This window comes from Capnocytophaga sp. HP1101 (assembly GCF_054772415.1).
On the sequence record NZ_BPUU01000007.1, the window covers coordinates 65,749 to 83,658 of the forward strand.

The 17,910-nt window shown below is 39.6% G+C and carries 18 protein-coding genes and 1 pseudogene; 3 read left to right on the forward strand and 16 right to left on the reverse strand.

Annotated elements, in window-relative coordinates; genetic code table 11:
• Positions 1–375 precede the first annotated feature (375 nt).
• The 9 genes and pseudogenes from nqrF to RCZ04_RS05285 form a co-directional block, all read right to left on the reverse strand.
• Positions 376–1,689: an NADH:ubiquinone reductase (Na(+)-transporting) subunit F gene (gene nqrF, locus RCZ04_RS05245; protein WP_460484907.1), complete on the reverse strand. Its 1,314-nt coding sequence runs from the start codon at positions 1,687–1,689 to the stop codon at positions 376–378.
• A complete protein-coding gene (nqrE, locus tag RCZ04_RS05250) occupies positions 1,673–2,410 on the reverse strand; it encodes an NADH:ubiquinone reductase (Na(+)-transporting) subunit E (protein ID WP_460484908.1) in 738 nt (245 codons plus the stop codon). Before nqrE ends, nqrF begins: the two co-directional genes overlap by 17 nt.
• A gap of 22 nt (positions 2,411–2,432) precedes the next feature.
• Entirely contained in the window at positions 2,433–3,080 is a 648-nt protein-coding gene (locus RCZ04_RS05255) for a Na(+)-translocating NADH-quinone reductase subunit D (RefSeq protein WP_460484909.1), read from the reverse strand.
• A 7-nt stretch (positions 3,081–3,087) separates the two neighbouring features.
• The gene (locus RCZ04_RS05260) at positions 3,088–3,825 is read right to left on the reverse strand and encodes a Na(+)-translocating NADH-quinone reductase subunit C (RefSeq protein WP_460484910.1); all 738 of its coding nucleotides are present in this window, start codon (positions 3,823–3,825) and stop codon (positions 3,088–3,090) included.
• Positions 3,826–3,828: 3 nt separating this feature from the next.
• Complete coding sequence (locus RCZ04_RS05265) at positions 3,829–5,064, reverse strand: Na+-translocating NADH-quinone reductase subunit B (RefSeq protein ID WP_460484911.1); 1,236 nt, start codon at positions 5,062–5,064, stop codon at positions 3,829–3,831.
• A 23-nt stretch (positions 5,065–5,087) separates the two neighbouring features.
• A complete protein-coding gene (locus tag RCZ04_RS05270) occupies positions 5,088–5,408 on the reverse strand; it encodes a DUF4288 domain-containing protein (RefSeq protein ID WP_460484912.1) in 321 nt (106 codons plus the stop codon).
• Positions 5,409–5,421: 13 nt separating this feature from the next.
• A complete protein-coding gene (locus RCZ04_RS05275) occupies positions 5,422–5,928 on the reverse strand; it encodes a ClbS/DfsB family four-helix bundle protein (RefSeq protein WP_460484913.1) in 507 nt (168 codons plus the stop codon).
• Between the two features lie 5 nt (positions 5,929–5,933).
• Positions 5,934–6,808 (reverse strand): annotated as a pseudogene (locus tag RCZ04_RS05280) (hypothetical protein).
• Between the two features lie 46 nt (positions 6,809–6,854).
• Positions 6,855–8,210, reverse strand: coding sequence for an NADH:ubiquinone reductase (Na(+)-transporting) subunit A (locus tag RCZ04_RS05285; protein WP_460484914.1), 1,356 nt, complete (start codon positions 8,208–8,210; stop codon positions 6,855–6,857).
• Between the two features lie 623 nt (positions 8,211–8,833).
• On the opposite strand from RCZ04_RS05285, the gene RCZ04_RS05290 reads away from it, so the two are divergent.
• Entirely contained in the window at positions 8,834–9,130 is a 297-nt protein-coding gene (locus RCZ04_RS05290; protein WP_460484915.1) for a YbbN family protein, read from the forward strand.
• A gap of 55 nt (positions 9,131–9,185) precedes the next feature.
• Here the strand turns inward: RCZ04_RS05290 and RCZ04_RS05295 are convergent, their stop codons facing one another.
• From RCZ04_RS05295 to RCZ04_RS05325, 7 genes are all read right to left on the reverse strand, one after another.
• The gene (locus RCZ04_RS05295; protein WP_460484916.1) at positions 9,186–10,238 is read right to left on the reverse strand and encodes a DUF3810 domain-containing protein; all 1,053 of its coding nucleotides are present in this window, start codon (positions 10,236–10,238) and stop codon (positions 9,186–9,188) included.
• Positions 10,238–10,849, reverse strand: coding sequence for a DUF2911 domain-containing protein (locus RCZ04_RS05300; RefSeq protein ID WP_460484917.1), 612 nt, complete (start codon positions 10,847–10,849; stop codon positions 10,238–10,240). The genes RCZ04_RS05295 and RCZ04_RS05300 overlap by 1 nt, the downstream gene beginning before the upstream one ends.
• Position 10,850: 1 nt before the next feature.
• Positions 10,851–11,573 (reverse strand): porin family protein, encoded by a 723-nt coding sequence (porT, locus tag RCZ04_RS05305; RefSeq protein ID WP_460484918.1) that lies wholly within the window; start codon positions 11,571–11,573, stop codon positions 10,851–10,853.
• Positions 11,574–11,590: 17 nt separating this feature from the next.
• Complete coding sequence (ubiE, locus tag RCZ04_RS05310; protein ID WP_460484919.1) at positions 11,591–12,325, reverse strand: class I SAM-dependent methyltransferase; 735 nt, start codon at positions 12,323–12,325, stop codon at positions 11,591–11,593.
• An 89-nt stretch (positions 12,326–12,414) separates the two neighbouring features.
• Positions 12,415–13,233 carry a 5'-nucleotidase, lipoprotein e(P4) family gene (locus RCZ04_RS05315; RefSeq protein WP_460484920.1) on the reverse strand — a complete coding sequence of 273 codons (819 nt, stop codon included), beginning with the start codon at positions 13,231–13,233 and terminating at the stop codon, positions 12,415–12,417.
• A 15-nt stretch (positions 13,234–13,248) separates the two neighbouring features.
• Positions 13,249–14,211 carry a 2-hydroxyacid dehydrogenase gene (locus RCZ04_RS05320; RefSeq protein WP_460484921.1) on the reverse strand — a complete coding sequence of 321 codons (963 nt, stop codon included), beginning with the start codon at positions 14,209–14,211 and terminating at the stop codon, positions 13,249–13,251.
• Between the two features lies 1 nt (position 14,212).
• A complete protein-coding gene (locus RCZ04_RS05325; RefSeq protein ID WP_460484922.1) occupies positions 14,213–14,944 on the reverse strand; it encodes a YqjF family protein in 732 nt (243 codons plus the stop codon).
• A gap of 157 nt (positions 14,945–15,101) precedes the next feature.
• Between RCZ04_RS05325 and RCZ04_RS05330 the strand changes: the two genes are divergently transcribed.
• Both RCZ04_RS05330 and RCZ04_RS05335 read left to right on the forward strand, forming a co-directional pair.
• A complete protein-coding gene (locus RCZ04_RS05330; protein ID WP_460484923.1) occupies positions 15,102–16,220 on the forward strand; it encodes a formimidoylglutamase in 1,119 nt (372 codons plus the stop codon).
• Positions 16,221–17,187: 967 nt separating this feature from the next.
• Positions 17,188–17,895, forward strand: coding sequence for an MBL fold metallo-hydrolase (locus RCZ04_RS05335; RefSeq protein ID WP_460484924.1), 708 nt, complete (start codon positions 17,188–17,190; stop codon positions 17,893–17,895).
• The last annotated feature ends 15 nt before the right edge of the window (positions 17,896–17,910 follow it).

The window sequence follows — 17,910 nt, forward strand, 5'->3', positions numbered from 1 at the left end:
AGCTTACACCGTCTTTTGTTCGTCTTTGCGTCGCTACAATTCCCCCTTTGGAGGGGGTTAGGGGGAGGTTTTGTTCGTTCTTTGTTCGTCTTTTGTTCGTTCTTTCTTCGTTCTTTCTTCGTCTTTTGTTCGTTCTTTGTTCGTTCTTTGTTCGTCATTCCCCCATTCATTCTTTATTTACTTGCCTGTCGTGCTACGACTGCCAGTGCGGCTCGCACCGTTCTTTGTTCGTCTTTTCTATAAGGTTCGTAAAGCTAAGCATACCTTTCTGTATTATTGGTATTATTGGTATTATTGGTATTCTTCTCTCATTTCCCTATCAATAAAAAATCCGACCTATTGCTAAGTCGGATTTTTGTATAATGTAGGTAGTGATTAACCACCAAAGTCGTCGAAACGGATATTTTCATCAGGCATACCGAAGTCTTGTCCCATTTTCTGAACCGCTTTGTTCATCATTGGCGGACCGCAGAAGTATAATTCAATATCTTCTGGAGCTTCGTGTTTGCTCAAATACTGCTCAATTACAGCGTTATGAACGAAACCTAAGAAACCGTCTCCTTCAGTATCGTGGATATCTTTTTTCACTTTCCAGTTATCTTCTGGTAGAGGTTCAGAAAGTACGATAAAGAACTTAAAGTTAGGGAACTCGCGCTCTAATTCTCGGAAGTGCTCTACATAGAACAACTCTCGTTTTGAACGACCCCCATACCAGTAAGTAACTTTTCTATTAGTTTTTAAGGTTTTGAACAAGTGGTACAAGTGCGAACGCATAGGCGCCATACCAGCACCCCCACCTACGTACAACATCTCAGCATTTGATTCGTTGATGAAGAACTCACCGTAAGGACCAGAGATAGTTACTTTATCGCCAGGTTTGCGAGAGAAGATGTAAGACGAAGCCACCCCAGGGTTTACATCCATCCAGCCACCTTTAGCACGGTCAAACGGAGGAGTTGCAATACGTACGTTGAGCATAATCTCACGACCTTCAGCTGGGTAAGAAGCCATAGAGTAGGCACGTTCAGCAGGCTCGGTGTTTTTCATCACCAAAGGCCACAATTTGAACTTATCCCATTCCATTTTGAACTTATCAGGTTCACCTGGGTGTTCTTTAGGGTGCGCTGTGATATCAATATCGGAGTATTTTACTTCACAAGGTGGGATTTCAATTTGGATATATCCACCTGGTTTGTAGTCCATATCCTCGGGGATTTCAACCACAAACTCTTTGATGAATGATGCCACGTTGTAGTTACGCACTACGGTAGCTTCCCATTTCTTGATACCGAACACTTGTTCAGGCACCCCAATTTTCATATCTTGTTTTACTTTCACTTGACAAGCCAAACGCACGCCCTCTTTCAATTCTTTTTTAGTGAAGTGAGGCGTTTCGGTAGGAAGAGCTTCTCCCCCACCTTCATACACGTGGCATTCACATTGGATACAAGAGCCTTTACCACCACAAGCTGATGGCAAGAAAATTTTCTCGTTACCCAAAGTAGAAAGCAATGAGCCACCGATAGGTACTTCAATTACTTTCTCATCGTTAATCGTAATTTTTACAGGTCCCGATGGAGTTAGTTTTTGTTTTACGTAAAGTAAAAGAGCCACTAACAAGAGGATTACTACTAATAATCCTATCACCGTTACTGCAATAGTTGTTAATATTTCACTTGCTAATATCATTGCTTAAATCTTTTGTGTTATTGGCTAAATTATCAGTTTTAACTTCTTGTTGGATAGTAGTTTCTTGTTTAGGAGCTTCTTCTTTTTTGCTGCTACCACCGGTAAGCATACCACCGAAGCTCATAAAACCGATAGCCATCAAGCCAGTAGTGATGAAGGTAATACCTAAACCACGAAGAGGGGCAGGCACGTGTGAATAACGAATTTTTTCACGGATAGCTGCCAACGCCAAGATAGCGATCGCCCATCCTAAACCAGAACTAAAACCATAGGCTACTGAAAGACCAAATGAGTGAATTGTTTCCTCACGAGATTGCATAAAGAGAGAGCCCCCTAAGATAGCACAGTTCACGGCGATCAAAGGCAAGAAGATACCCAATGAGTTATACAATGAAGGAGAGAACTTCTCAACAATAATTTCCACCAACTGTACCATAGTAGCTACGGTAGCGATGAACAAGATATAAGTAAGGAAGCTCAAATCATAATCAGCGTACTCGGGTCCTAACCAAGCCAAAGCCCCTTCTTTAAGGATATATTGGTTGAGCAAAAAGTTGATAGGCACTGTAAGCGTTTGCACGAAAATAACGGCAGCTCCCAGACCTATAGCAGTAGATACTTTCTTAGATACAGCCAAATAAGAACACATACCCAAGAAGGTAGCAAAAACCATATTCTCAACGAATATTGATTTAAAAATCAGTGTTAAATATTCTAACATTTCTTTTTTGTTTTTTTAATTATTAATGACTGTCCTCAATAAGGGCTTTATTGCGAGTGCGTTGTACCCAAATTACAATACCATAAGTTACCAAAGCCATTGGAGCCAAAAGCATAAAGCCATTGTTCTCATAGCCTAAGGCATAAACTCCTGTTTTCTTGATAGGGTCGCCTAACACTTGGAAGCCGAACAAAGTACCAGAACCGAGAAGTTCGCGGAAGAATGCCACGATAAGGAGCGCGATAGAGTAACCCCCTGCGTTACCGATAGCATCTAAGAAAGCTTTTCCCGGAGGATTTCCCAAAGCAAAGGCTTCAAAGCGCCCCATCAGGATACAGTTGGTAATGATAAGCCCTACGTATACTGACAGCTGTTTGCTAAGGTCGTACACGAAAGCTTTGAGCACCAAATCAACGATAATTACCAAAGAAGCAGCTACGATTAACTGAGCAATAATACGGATTTTAGGAGGAATGACATTGCGGAGTAATGACACAGCCACGTTACCCATTACCATTACAAAGGTGAATGAAAGGCTCATTACCAACGCCGCTTTGAGCTGTGCAGTAATTGCCAAAGCCGAACAAATACCCAACACCTGTACCGTTACGGGGTTGTTATCCCATAAAGGGTCGGTTACTAATTTTGTATCTTTTTTTGATAGTCCCATAGTCGTCTTATTTGTTTAAACTTTTAATATATGAAACATAAGGAGCGATACCGTGATCGATCATAGCTTGCACTCCGTTACCGGTAAGGGTAGACCCAGCGATAGCATCTACCTGACCATCTTCTTTACGTTTGTTTTCGGGGTCGCCGTTGCTTTTAGACACTTTGATACTTTGGAATTCACCAGAAGCATTCAAGAGGTGTTCGCCAATGAAGTCGTCCATAAAGAAACGTTCTTTGATATTGGCACCCAAGCCAGCTGTTTCACCTTTGTGGTCAAAATAAACCCCTTGCACTATAAGGTCTTTATCTACGGCTACATAGCCCCAGATAGCATCCCACAAACCACGTCCTGTTACAGGAATGATATAGTAAGTTTTGCCATCTTTCTCGCCCACGTAGAGAGGAAGACCGTCACGATGACCATTGAAATTGATAAGGTCATTAGCACCTTCCACTTTTTCAGCAGTATTTCCTTTGATAAGGAATTGCTCTTTCACATAGTTAGGAAACTGCGCTTCAGCTTCAGTAGTAGTAAGGAACTCTACTTTACCCCCGCCAAGTTCGCCTTCATTTTTATTCACGCCCATAGCGTAAAGGATATTCTGTTTCTTTTCTAACTTACGGTTGTTACTGATGTCACTGCTCAAGGCTGATGAGATACCAGCGAGCAATGCTCCTACGATTACCACCATTATAATGGCGAAAATCACTGTATACGAATTACTTTCTGTTTTTACTGCCATAACTTATGCGGTTTTAGTAACTGTTTTTAAACGTTTTTTACGGCGAGACACGTTAGCTTGTACTACGAAATGGTCGATAGTAGGTGCCAATACGTTCATCAATAAGATAGCAAGCATCACCCCTTCAGGATAAGCAGGGTTAAAGCAACGAATTGCAATAGCGATGAAGCCAGCTAAGAAACCATAGATATACTTACCAGTGCTGGTTTGTGCCGCTGTAACTGGGTCGGTAGCCATAAACACAGCCCCGAAAGCCAAGCCCCCGATGAGCAAGTGTTGGTAAGCAGGCACGCTCCAAATAGCGTGGAAAGAAGTACCTACCATAGATGGTGCTAAGGCGTTGAAGATAGCACCCATTACCCAAGCACCAAAGAACATACTGAGCATTACACGCCAAGAAGCGATTTTGGTATAGATAAGGAAGAGACCTGCTAAGAGGATAAGGATCGTAGAAGTTTCACCTACTGAGCCAGGAATAAATCCGAAAAGAAGATCGGAGTTGGTGTAGTGAATGGGGTTTCCTTGTGCTAAGTTCCCTAAGATAGTTTCACCAGACAAGCCATCAATAGCAGGTTGTGTTCCTGCTGCTACTTGTTTTGTATAGTCTAACACACCTTCTACCCAAACTTTATCCCCTGTCATTGAGGTAGGATAAGCGAAGAACAAGAAGGCACGGATAGTAAGCGCAGGGTTCAAGATGTTCATACCTGTACCACCAAATACTTCTTTGCCGATAATTACCCCAAAGGCAACTGCTACAGCGAGCATCCAAAGAGGAATATCAACAGGCACGATAAGAGGCACTAACATACCTGTTACCAAGTACCCTTCTTCTACTTCGTGACCGCGAATGGTAGCAAAGATAAACTCAATGCCCAAGCCCACTACGTAGGATACAACCACGAGAGGAAGTACTTTCATAAAGCCAATACAGAAGTTTGTCCAGCTCCAGAAATCACCGCTACAGAAAGCCAAGCCTTCAGCGGGGTGAGTGAGGTGACCGAAAGCCACTTCGTGCTGGTACCCTGTATTGAAAATGCCGAAAATCAAACAAGGAATTAGTGCTAAAACCACCATATTCATTGTACGTTTTAGGTCGTCAGCAGCCTTAATGTGGGTACCGCCGTGGGTTACCTCATTAGGCGTATAGAGGAAAGTGTGGAGCGCATTGAAAGTGGTCTCCATCTTGGTTCCTTTATACTTTTCTTTTAATGTATTTAATTTACTTTTTAAACTCATTTTCTTATGAATAAGTTAAATATTTACTTTTTAGAATACAGCTTTTCAAAATTACTATAACTGTTCAAATCTTCAAAATGACGGGAATAGAGTTCCAAGACTCGGTCTTCATATTCATCTCTTAAATGTTGATTTACATCTATTACTTGCCTAAAATGAATAGAAATATCTTCTCCCAACTCATTTTTGTAATTTGCTTCACACGATTTACCATATTTCACAGCCAATTCTCGTGCTTCTTCAGCGGAAGAGGCTTCTATTGAAAGTATGGTTTCATCATAAGTTTTTACTTTTGAAACTAAGTTTTCAGTTTCTAAAAGCACTAATGCTATATAGTAATTCATTGAAAAACTTTTTTCATTTTATCTTTTTTATTGATTTGCGAATTAGTTTTAAAGCCCAATCATAATGGCTCGACGTTGCCGAAATCAAATAAGACCCCAAAGAGGTAGTTTTCGTCCAAGGATATTTCTTCTTTGTAAAAAGTTCCTCATCAGTATGGCTTTCTATAATATGAAAAACTTTACTATGTGAATCTTTAAACAGAGAAAACATTTCAGAAAACGGTACCTTTTGGCAACTCTTCCATATCTCTTGGTTTAATTTGGGAGTGTCTTTTGTAGTATAACCCTCTTTTGGTATTTTAGGCTTACCTCCATTCATTCCTTCTTCATACCAAGATAAAAAAAGCAAATGCCAATGATATAAATGTCCGAGTACATCTCGGAGATTTCGATTCATTGTCCCCTTAGGGAACTCTTTTTCTCGTTTGTCTTCGGGAATAGTATCAATTAAAGAAATTAATTCATCGTATTTTCTCTCTGCTGATACTACAAGCCCTAATTTAGATTGCGGACGTGCCATAATGTTTAGATTTTATTCTTCAATAGGTCATAAACAGCTTTATCAATACTGAGATATTTTATAAAATCTTCGGTATCAAACTCTACCTTATCTTTCTTACTCTTTTTAGCTGTAGCATTAGAAACTGAAAGATAATATTCATTTGCTGAGGTATACAAAGTAAAAACACTATGATTAGTTCCTTTGTCTCCTCTTTGAATAGTAGCCGATAGTTGCTCCCAATTGCCTTCTTCTGCTTGTTGCTTAAAGTCACCCACATTTTCTATATATAAAAAAGCGGGTAATTCTTCTTCTTCAAACCACTGATTGGTAAGTTCGCTGAAAGGTTCTTTAGCACGACCCACAGAGGCAACTATGCTCATAATTACAATTACTAAGAATTCAATTATCCAAATAATGGTGAGGAAGATTCCACTTACAACATTGCCTTTTATAGCCCACGTTCCTTCTTCGTTGATAAGACCTATCAATCCAAAAAGGTCTGACGGGTGACCTAATAAGTAAAACAATTGTTCAAGTTGTACATTGCTTACGGCTACACCTATTTGTTTATTACCATACACTTCACTTGTATTGATAGCTAAATCAGCCCATACCACCCATTGCAGATAATAAGCCACAAGTGATGCTATAAAAGCAAACAAAATAGCTAACCCATAATTGCGGACTTTACCAAGCCTAATTACTAAATGAGTAACCGTAATAGCTATGGCAAAACCAAAACCAATTGTTACTAAGAAGTTGAGATATACAATAGGATATACCATATTAAATACGCATAAATGGTTGCCAATATGGGCAACACTATCACACATACTAATAAGAAATATACAAATGATATAGGTGAAAACTTCCCTGAAGGTTTGTAATAATTAGCCATATTTCGTTTCAATTATTAAAAAACTGTTTACTTACTTTTCTACGAATTAACCTAATTCTGCCATCATTAAATCAAGCCCGTCCCTGATGATTTGCTGGTGTGGTTGTTTAGATACACACACAAATTCAGTAAGGGCAAAATCTTCTGGGGCTACTTCGTAAGCTCCTAAGTTTTCCAATTCATCTAAATCTTTATACAAACAAGCTTTGAGCAATTGCATAGGATAAATATCCAATGGGAAAACCTCTTCGTACATACCTGTTACCACAAAGGCGCGTTGTTCACCATTGGTGTTGGTATTGAGGTCGTACTTTTTCTTAGGATTTAACCACGAGAAAGTGAGCGAACGCGTAAGTGAAACCTTGTTGGCTACTGGTTTTGCCCAACCGAACAAATCGTAGTCGTTTCCTTCAGGAATGGCTGTAATTTGGTCGTCATAAAAACCTAAGAAGCCTGTTTCACTGACCTTTGTGCCAGTAAGCACATCTCCACTAATGATGCGCGTAGTGGCTACGTCTTTCACTTGGTTACCTACTACTCCACTAATTTGAGCACCAGCGATAGCAGTAACGTAATGAGGGTTCTCAATACGTGAACCTGTAAGAGCTACTGTACGGGTAATGTTTAATTTACCTGTGAGGAAGAGTTCGCCTATCACCACTAAATCTTGAGGAGTTACTACCCAAACCACTTCGCCTTTATTAATCGGACTAATTTGTGCAATTTGTGTACTGATGTTCCCTGCGGGGTGAGGTCCTGACACGTTGTGCACAACGATGTCTTTGAGGTTGCGGAATGGAGACAAAGAGCTGTCCTTAAAAACAGACACGTGTACTTTGCCCGTGGTGAGTTTAGACAAGGCAGTGAGAGCGGTTTGTAGTGCTTGCTCTTTACCTTTGAGCACATAGTCGTAATCGGGAGCGAGCGGATTGGTTTTGCAAGCCGACACGAAGATAGCTTTTGGCTTTCCGTCGGGATTGGCAATCACGTCGTAGGGGCGTTGTTTGATAAAAGGCCAGCAACCGGAAGATAATAGGTGTGCCTTAATGTCTTCGCCTTGCATCTCGTCTACGTCTTTCTTTCCATAGTCTTTGAAAGCCTGTTCTTGGCTTGGCGCAATGTGTATTTCCAACACTTTACGTCGTTCACCGCGCACAATCTCCTTAATGGTACCACTTACCGGAGAAGGGAACAAAACACGCTCATCACTCTTTGAAAAGAATAGTGCTTCACCTGCTTTCACTTCATTGCCCTCACGCAGTAATAGCTTGGGAATAATGCCGTGAAAATCACTGGGTTTAATACCATACATAGAGGTAAGCGGAAGCTGTTTTGTGGTCTTATCAGCTTCGCCTTCCAAGTGTATGTCTAACCCTTTTCGAATGCGGATGTCGTTTGACATATCTAAATAATATTAGTTAGTTTTATTAAATTAGGTGCAAATATACGAATTTATTTTTTATATAAAATAATCTACTCCTTTTTTTTACCTCTATGCATCAATTTTATGTGTAATATCTTGTTATTTCACAGCTGAAAAAAGAGGTCGTTTTTTAGCTATAAACTTTTAAATTTCAATATTTAAAGCGCTTTCCTTTACCTTAATACGAATTATTCTCTGCCCTTTAAATTCTTTACCCATAAAAAATACTCTTACAAGAGACAGTAAGAGGTCGTGGTACGATGGGCGATCGTAGCACGATGGGCAGTCGTAGCACGACAGGCAAGTAGGTAAGGAATGAATGAAGGAATGACGGTGCGAACCACACGGGCAGTCGTAGTACGACAGACAAGTAGGCAAAGAATGAATGGAGGAATGACGAACAAAAGACGAACAAAAGACGAACAAAAGACGAACAAAAGACGAAGGAAGAGTGAATAGTACCCGAAGAGATAGTAAAGAAAAAGGGGGAAGAAATCGTTTTATTTGCCTCTCAGAGATGAAAAAATAATATATTTTGGTTATATCTATTTGTAATTAAAAAAAACTTTGTATTTTTGTGCCATTATTTTAAACATAAAATTATGGAGAAATTTGGCGATATCATCAATGTAAATAGCCCTGTACTCATTTGTTTTTATTCTGAAGGCATTGAAGTTTCACTACATATGAATGCTGTGTTACGTGAGGTAGTTACTATTTTGAAGGATAGGGTAAAGGTTGTGAAAGTGGATGTGAACAAGAATAAAGAGTTAAGTAAGGCTTTGAAGATAAGCGCTTTGCCTACGGTTGCTATCTTTAATAATATGAACCTTATTTGGCGAGGGGAGGGTTTCCAGGACAGTGAAGTTTTACTAATGGAACTTAACAAATACCTGTAACTAATGATTAATGGTTAATGATTAGCGGTCAATACTAATTTCTAACGTCTAATTGTTAATGACTATAATGAGGAATCAGTAGTCCTATCACTAAATCGTAGCTATTGATGCCGTGTGCTTGTTTGTTTGCTTTTAGGAAAGCATCATAACTTGCTTTAAAAACGGGTTCGGCTTTGTTTTCATATTGTTGCCAAAATAAGCGTACTTCTTTATAGTTTTCAAAGATACCTTTGTGAACTTGAGAGTGAAGGATTTCATATTGAGTAGGGTCTACTTGAGCTACTTCATTGAGGAAATAGCGCAAGGCAAAGAGTTCTGCGCTGTATTTAAAATAGGGATTGTCAGTTCTTTGAGCGGCTAAGTATCCTATGTAATTTGCTTCTTCTTCGGCTGCGTAGCCCATTTGGTGTGCTATTTCGTGGCAGACTGTCACGGGGGTGCTATAGCCTATCATCTTCCCATTTACTTGTGCTTCATTGGTAAAGGGGTTTAAATATCCGCTGTATCCCATATAGGTAAGGAGTTTGCTATAAAGAGATGGTTTTACGCTCTTTATTGCACGAAAATCAGTAATACCCTCTATCTTCATAGGGTAACTCTCATAAGCTATTCGGTATATTTCGTTTTGTGATAGCCAAAAGTCTACTTTGGTCGTATCATTAGTAGCTAATCGTGAATGAAGTGCATTGGCTCTATCAATACACGTTTTTGTAGCTTGCAATAGTTGTGCTTGGGTATATTCTTTAGAGATGTGCAAAGACTCTGATAATGGTATTCTGAAATAGTTGAACCCCCAGAGGAAGAAAAAGGCGAAGGCAATGCGTATTACTTTTGAAAATATGTTATCTAAGGATTTTAGGGGTTCTTGCCATAGTTTTTTAAAGTGTTTTATTACGGCTAAAAGTAACCCTATAATAAGCAGAGTATATAAAATATCACCTATAGAAAAAGGTATCCACCCGAATAGAAAGTGTAATACTTTGGCTATATACGGGTAGATACCTTTACTATAAATATGTTCAGTGAGGGTAGGAAAATTACGAAAAACGAGCCAAATAACTATATAAATGGCAAATATGCTGTATTTTCGCACTTGTTTCCTTCTCATTATTTCTTATCGTCTTTACCTTCTAAGTCTCTCTCAAATTGTTTTACTTCTTTGAGTTGTTCTATAATCTTATCGATAGTCTCTTTTTTGTCTATTTCAATAGGGATTTCAACCTTTGTGTATTCCCAACGAATTACTAAGTTTACTTTCTCATTGGAGATACTTTCAAACGAGAACTCTAAGGCTTCTTGTAAATCCTTGGTTTGAGTAACTGGCACTGTAAATTCAATAGCGTTCTCATTAGGGTCATAGCTATAAGCTCCCCACGCATCAGCATCGTAATTAAGGACTACTTTCCATTGGTGAGCTTCGGGGGTTACAAAAATAGCATAATCACCTTTTTTTACTGATTTACCACCGAACTTCACGGGCTGAAGGAAACTAATATTTGTAGCTTGGTTAGCTCCTAAACGCCAAACCTTTCCATAGGGGACTAACTCACCAAATATCTTACGACCACGCACACTGGGGCGACCGTAATCTACTGTAATTTGACTCACAGAAAACTGTTGTGTGATTACTTGACGCGGACTTGCCATAGGGTAGCTAAAGTTCTGCGCATAAGAGATAAGGCTTATCAAAAAGCCCAGTATAAGGATTAGTTTTTTCATATTATTCGAAGTTTAAATTTAATAGGAAACCACGGCTCTTTAAGCCATTAAGGTTACTTGTCCAAGGGCTATTAGGGTTATTATCTGGTATCAACTCATTATTGACTGAGAACAGGGCTCTCAGAGAAGGAGAGACTCTAAAATAAGGAGTGTAGAAGTCAATACCTAAACCTAACTCATAAAAGAAAACATTTCTTGTAGCACGGAAAGTCTTTTCGGAGTTATCAATATTTAAATTCGCATTGCTACTCAAGTTAAATACCATCGAAGCTCCTGCTGTTACGTAGGGTTTTACGTTATACCAACGTTTAGCACTATATTTCAGTAATAATGGAATATAAATGTAAGTAGAAGGGACTTCGCGCATACTATCTCTTGTGTCAGAAAAACCGGGAAAGATAAGAATACGTTTGTTGTATACCAATCCTGGTTCAATACGTAAATCAAGATACTTGATTAAGCGCACAGAGCCTGTAAGACCTACATTAAAACCTAATTTACGGTCGGTTTGTATTTCTCTTAGATTAGCGGTGCGATAATTTAAATCGCGGTAATCTATTTTGAAGTCAAATACATTGGTACCAAAATAGTACCCCCACTGAAAGCGTTTTTCATCAAAATGCTCTAAGTTCATAATAGGCTCTTTAAGTTGCCCATACAAATTGAATGCTCCTAAAAATAAGAACAACCCTATAAGACTCTTTTTAAATGTTTTCTTATCCATTTTTTATTGTTAAAGTTCTATTTATTAGCTATGTAAATGGTGGCTACTCCACCTAAGGTTTTAGGATAATATTCCGTTTGATGATAGCCTACTTTATCTAATATCTGTTGGAAATTCTTCCCGTATGGAAAGTGAATAGCCGAATCAGATAAGTATCGGTAAGCTAATCGGTCTTTAGAAAAAAGTTTCCCAATGAGAGGCATCATATAATTTGTATATAGATAATACCCTTGCTTGAAGGGGAACTTCTCAGGTACTGAAGTTTCTAACACCACCAAACGTCCTTTGGGTTTTAACACTCTAAGTATTTCTCTTAGCCCCTTTTCCAAATCTTCAAAATTGCGGACTCCAAAGCCTACTGTTACAGCATCGAAAGTAGCATCGGCAAAAGGCAATTGTTCACTATCCCCTTGCACTAAGTTGATACGATCAGTAAGTTTCTTTTTAGCTATCTTCTCACGCCCTACTTCTAGCATTCCTTCCGAAATATCTAATCCTGTAATCCTAACATCTGGTATAGTGGTAAGAGCAATTGCTAAATCGGCTGTTCCGGTAGCGACATCAAGCACAGTTGTAGGGTGTATTTCTGCAACTTTTTGCACTACAAATTTACGCCACTTTACATCTGACCCCCACGAAATCACGCGGTTCAAACCATCATAAGTATCTGAGATAGTGTTGAACATCTGGGTAACTTGTTCTTTTTTACCCTGTGCTGAATCCTGATAGGGCGTAACTGTGCTTTTAGGCATATAGTGACTATTTTTTTGCAAAGATAGGAATTAATTATCAATTAGCAAGTAATAATTGATAATTTACCTTTTTATCTTTTACCTCTTAGCTATTTAAATGCCTTCGTATTGTTTTTAATTATCGCTTCTTTTTCAGCTTCTGGAATAGAATATTTATGACCATAAGCAGCGCCTTCCCAATCGCCGTAAGAGTAGTTAGGAAGCACTATAAAACGCTTACCAAACTCGGTTTTGTTATGGTGAACTGCCTGAGAGCGTTCTTTTGGAGTACCTCCATCAAAGTCCTTAGAGAAGTCGGAAAGGTTATCACCCATCAGCAGTACAATATCATAATCTTTAGCAATTTGTAATCGGCGATTTTCTTTGCTTTTCTCAGCTGAACGAAGTATCAATCGGCTCTCAGAAGGTAAAGGGAAGTTGTACTTGCGCAAATTTTTAGTTGTCCCTTCGCGCTCATTGTCACGCCTATTGGTCACATAAAAAATAGCTACCCCTTTGCTATCGGCGTATTTAAAGAACTCTAACGCTCCAGTCAAAGGTTCTGCCTCGCCTAATACCGTCCATTCTTCCCACGCTTTTTGTGAATAGCTGATACCTTGCTTGGCACAATAGGCTTCAAAAGGTGAGTTGTCTAAAAAGGTTTCATCTATGTCAGTAACAATCGCTAAGGGTTTATCCCCTTTTTTAGCAAGAGCTTCATCTAAGCGCAATTGTGCCACATTGAAGGCTTGCAAACACAAAGCCTCATATTCAGCAGCGTTTTGCTGGAAGTATGACGACCACAATTTGCCATTGGCAATCAGGGCACTTTCTTGTGTAGTAGTTTGCGTTGTGGTAGTTTGTTTAGTAGCACAGCAACTGCCGAGCAGTAAAGCGGCTACCCCGATGAGTAAATAACTTTTTTTCATTTCTATTTAATTTGTTTAGTTTGTGAATATACCAATTTGCCAAGCGAATTGGTCAATGATTTTATCTACTATTATTTGTGCAAGCTTTTCTTTACTTTCAAGTGTCCAGCCTGCAATATGAGGCGTGAGAATCACATTATCGGCTTCTAATAAGTATTTGAAAGAGGCAGGCATCTGGTCATCGGTAAAGAAATCTTCAAACGATGCTTTTTCGTATTCCAATACGTCTAAGCCAGCACCTAATACTTTTCCACTTTGCAAAGCACGCACCAAATCGTCAGTTACGACGCTCTTACCTCGAGCAGTGTTCAAAAACCAAAAGCTCTTAGCAAAACTATTGATAAACGCCTCGTTAATCATCCTTTCAGTTTGAGGCGTTTGGGGCGTGTGCAAACTAACAATATCCGCCTGACGGAAAAAGTCTACTAAAGTTACTTGTTTGGCATTCTCATCGCCTTTGTTAGGCAGAATGTCGTAGCAAATCACATTACAGTCAAACCCACGCAACTTTTTAGCAAAACTCTTTCCCATATTGCCATAGCCTATGATGCCCACTGTCTTGCCGTCAAGCTCCCAACCGCGGTTCTCCTCGCGCAACCATTGTCCATTCTTAATTTCGTTGTTTGCTTTCTTGAACTTGTTCAGCAGTGCTAATAGCATCCCCAGTGCGTGTTCTCCCACGGCATTGCGGTTACCTTCAGGAGCTGCGATGAGTGTTACACCTTTACTTTCGGCATACGCTCCATCAATATTTTCAAGCCCTGCTCCTACCCTACCAATAAACTTCAGGCGAGTAGCTTTATCTAAAAACGTTTTATCTATAGGAAAGCGACTGCGGATAATAATTCCATCATACTCAGCAATTTTAGCTTCTATCGCTTCTTTAGGGCTGGTGTAGTCCTCGTGATTTTCAAAACCTTGTGCTGCTAATTGCGAGAGCATCAAGGGGTGATTTTTGTCTATATGTAATATCTTCATTTTAAATTCTATCTATTTTTTCTCGTTTCCACGACACTACAGGTAGTTCTCTTGAATAATGTACCGCTACCAAATTCTCTGCAGAAAGTTCTATAGCACCCAACTGATAAACCATATCCACATTATATAATTTTACCGAGTTTAGTTGCCATTCTCTGTGGTGGATTTCATAACGGTAAAGACTATTTCTTTGTTTTAAGTACAAACAATAACGTTCGGTAAGCCACAAGTCAAAGGGCGTTTTGTCTTCTATGTGCGACGAAATGTTAAAACCCACATCTAAATAGAAATTCTTTCGCGAGTTCGCATTGGTATAGCCTCTATGAGTGCGCTTGATATTTGATTTTTCGTAAGGAAGCCCCGATAAAGTGCGTGCTACCCAAGCCGAAAAAGCCTTTTCTGCTTCTATATTCAAGAAATACACACCTGCTTTATCTCCTTTCTTCACATACGCGCGTACATTTATCTCATAAAAATTTGAGAGGAAACCCACTGCTGGCAGGTGTATAGGGTGTATTTGCTCCATACGAAAACAAACTACTGATACATAAGCCTTTCCTTGAAAAGTATCGAGTTCTATCTCAGCAGGAACTAAGTTTCGCAAGGCTTTTTCCTCTACTCTAAAATGTAAAAACAAAGCATCGTTCCACTCCTGATAATAAGCGATTTTTCCTTTGGGAATCTCCCAAGGGCGGTGCGATATATCATCGAGTATAGCCGTGATATCGTTCATAGTTAATAGCTAAATCCTAATAGTTGTCTTATTTATTCGGCAAAATTACAAAATAATTATAAACTACGAATCAACAACCACAAATAATTTGCTAATTCTCAAATTTGCTAATTTGCTAATTATCCCCTATCTTTGCCGTCTATTAATACAAATAATTATGTCACTATCCTATTTACAGCCTGTCGATGAGGCTTTTACCTTAGACGATTACAAACCTCAACAAGTAGGTTTCCAAATACATAAACACCTCCCTTCCCTTGGCTTACCCGACCTTACCGATGTGAAAATTGCTTTTTTCTGCCTCGAAACAGAAGAGCAGTCATTCTATCGGTTTCGTCAGCATTTGTATTCCTTGTTTATGGGCAACTGGAACTTCGCCATTGCCGATTTAGGCAATTTGCCCTTAGGTGAAACCGAAGACGACACGCATTTTGCTATTCGCGAAATCGTCGCTGATCTCATCAAGCAAGGAGTGATACCTATAGTATTAGGAGGTTCACAAGACTTTACCTATTCGCTTTACCGCGCTTTCGATAGCCTCGAACAAATGGTGAATATAGTATGTGTAGATGCAAAGTTTGATTTTGGTGATGACGAAGAACTCTTTGTCGAAAGCTCTTATATGAGCAAGCTCATCTCAGAACCTCCCGTGAATTTGCTTGATTTTACCAATCTAGGCTACCAGTCCTATTACGTAGCACAAGAAGAGCTCGATTTGCTCGAAAAAATGTGCTTCGAAGTACATCGATTGGGCAATATAGTGAATGATTTGAAGATTATTGAGCCCGCAATGCGAGATGCCGATATAGTAAGTGTCGATATGACCTCAGTACAAGCAAAAGATATGCTGACAGAAGGTAATGTAAACGGCTTCAATAGCAGGGAAATATGTGCCATTACCCGTTATGCAGGCATCAGTAGCAATGTGCAAGTAGCAGGAATTTTCGATATCCCAAATACCGATTTAGCAAGTCAATTGCTCGCCGAAATGCTCTGGTATTTCTACGAAGGCTTTAACTTCCGTATCAAAGAATTGCCCGTAATAAACGACGAGAATTACACCAAATATATCGTACCTATCGAAGATATCCAAATCGAATTCTTCAAAAGTACACAAACCGAACGCTGGTGGATGAAGCCCGGAGGCGATAAATACTCCGGACCTCAAAATCACGTACCTTCCGGACTTATACCTTGTTTGCCTCAAGACTACGAAGAAGCCATTAGTGGCACTATCCCCGAACGTTGGTGGCGCTCCTATCGTAAATCAGTATAAGCAATTTTCTTTTCTATAAAGCCATATAAAACGGCTGTTTCATTAACCCCAAATTCACCATACCTCCATTCATCGTTCATCATTCCTTCGTCTTTTTGTCACTACAGTTCCCCCTCAACGAGGGGGTTAGGGGGATGTTTATACAATACTAAGGGGATATTTTCATCTCATTTCCTTCGTCCCTCGTCCTTCGTCATTTCTTTCGCTTCCCCCTCGTCACATTTCCCCCTTTGAAGGGGGCTAGGGGAATGTTTATACGATACTAAGGAGATATTTTCATCACATTTCCTTCGTCCCTCGTCCTTCGTCATTTCTTTCGCTTCCCCGTCGCTACAGTTCCCCCTTTGGAGGGGGTTAGGGGGAGGTTACCTTTGTTCTTTCTTCATTCATTCTTTACCTACTTGCCTGTCCTACTACAACTGCCCGTGCAGCTCGCACCGTCTTTGCGTCGTCACAGTTCCCCCTCAACGAGAGGGTTAGGGAGATGTTACCTCCTAATGCCTATTGCCTAATGCCCATTGCCTCTTCCCCTTTCTTTCGTCTCGAAACCCTGTTTTTAGCATTATTGGCATTATTGTATTACATTATGAATCAACCACTTATATACCCTTTGTATAACAATCGTCCAAGATTCGTATAAGGTTCCTATAAGCTTTGTATAAGCTAACCATACCCATTTTACCTTTTAACTTTTAACTTTTACCTGAATCACCTCCTCCGAATCTCTTCGTTTCCTTCCGAAACCACTGATATGCCACTTTTAGTGGCATACACTTTGCCAAAGTTTTTAATCGGTCGTCGTGCTACGACCTTTGTCAAAGTTCATTATCGGTATTATTGGCATTATTGACATCATCGGTATTATTGGCATTTTTCTATAAATTTCAATTTTATTTGCATTATTCATTTTTTATCTGTACATTTGTAGCCTTAAACAACAAATAATAATCAAAAAAAATAAAACACTATGAAAGTAACTTACTTAGGTCACGCTTGCGTGAATATAGACATTGATGGTACCCATTTTTTGGTAGACCCATTCATTACGCTCAACCCTTTGGCTTCTCATATTGATATCAATACGCTCAAAGCCGATTATATCCTCATTACTCACGCCCATTTCGACCATATTGCCGACGTGGAAGCTATCGCCAAACGTACAGGAGCAAAACTCATTACTAACCCCGAAATCCTCGCTCACTTCGAGGCTTTAGGACTCAGCGGTCACGCAATGAACCTCGGGGGGTCTCACCGCTTTGTAGATGGCAAAGTGAAAATCAAAATGATTAAAGCCGAACACTCCTCTTCTTTTCCCGATGGCTCTTATGGAGGTAATCCCGCAGGTTTCTTAATTGATTATAACGAAGAAACTATCTACATTTCAGGAGATACAGCCTTGCATTATGATATGAAAATTATCCCTCATCAATACCGCGTGAATTTGGGTATTTTCCCTATCGGAAACAACTATACAATGGGCGTACGCGATGCCCTAACCGCCGCCCGTTTTGTAGAAGTAGGCAATGTGCTCGGCGTACATTACGACACCTTCCCCATAATTAAAATCGATAAAGAAGCCTCTAAACGCAAATTCAAAGACGACCACCGTCGCCTCCACCTCTTAGAAATAGGCGCTACTCTCGATTTAAAAGATTTAAATATCAGTACTCTATAACAACATTGCCAAAGT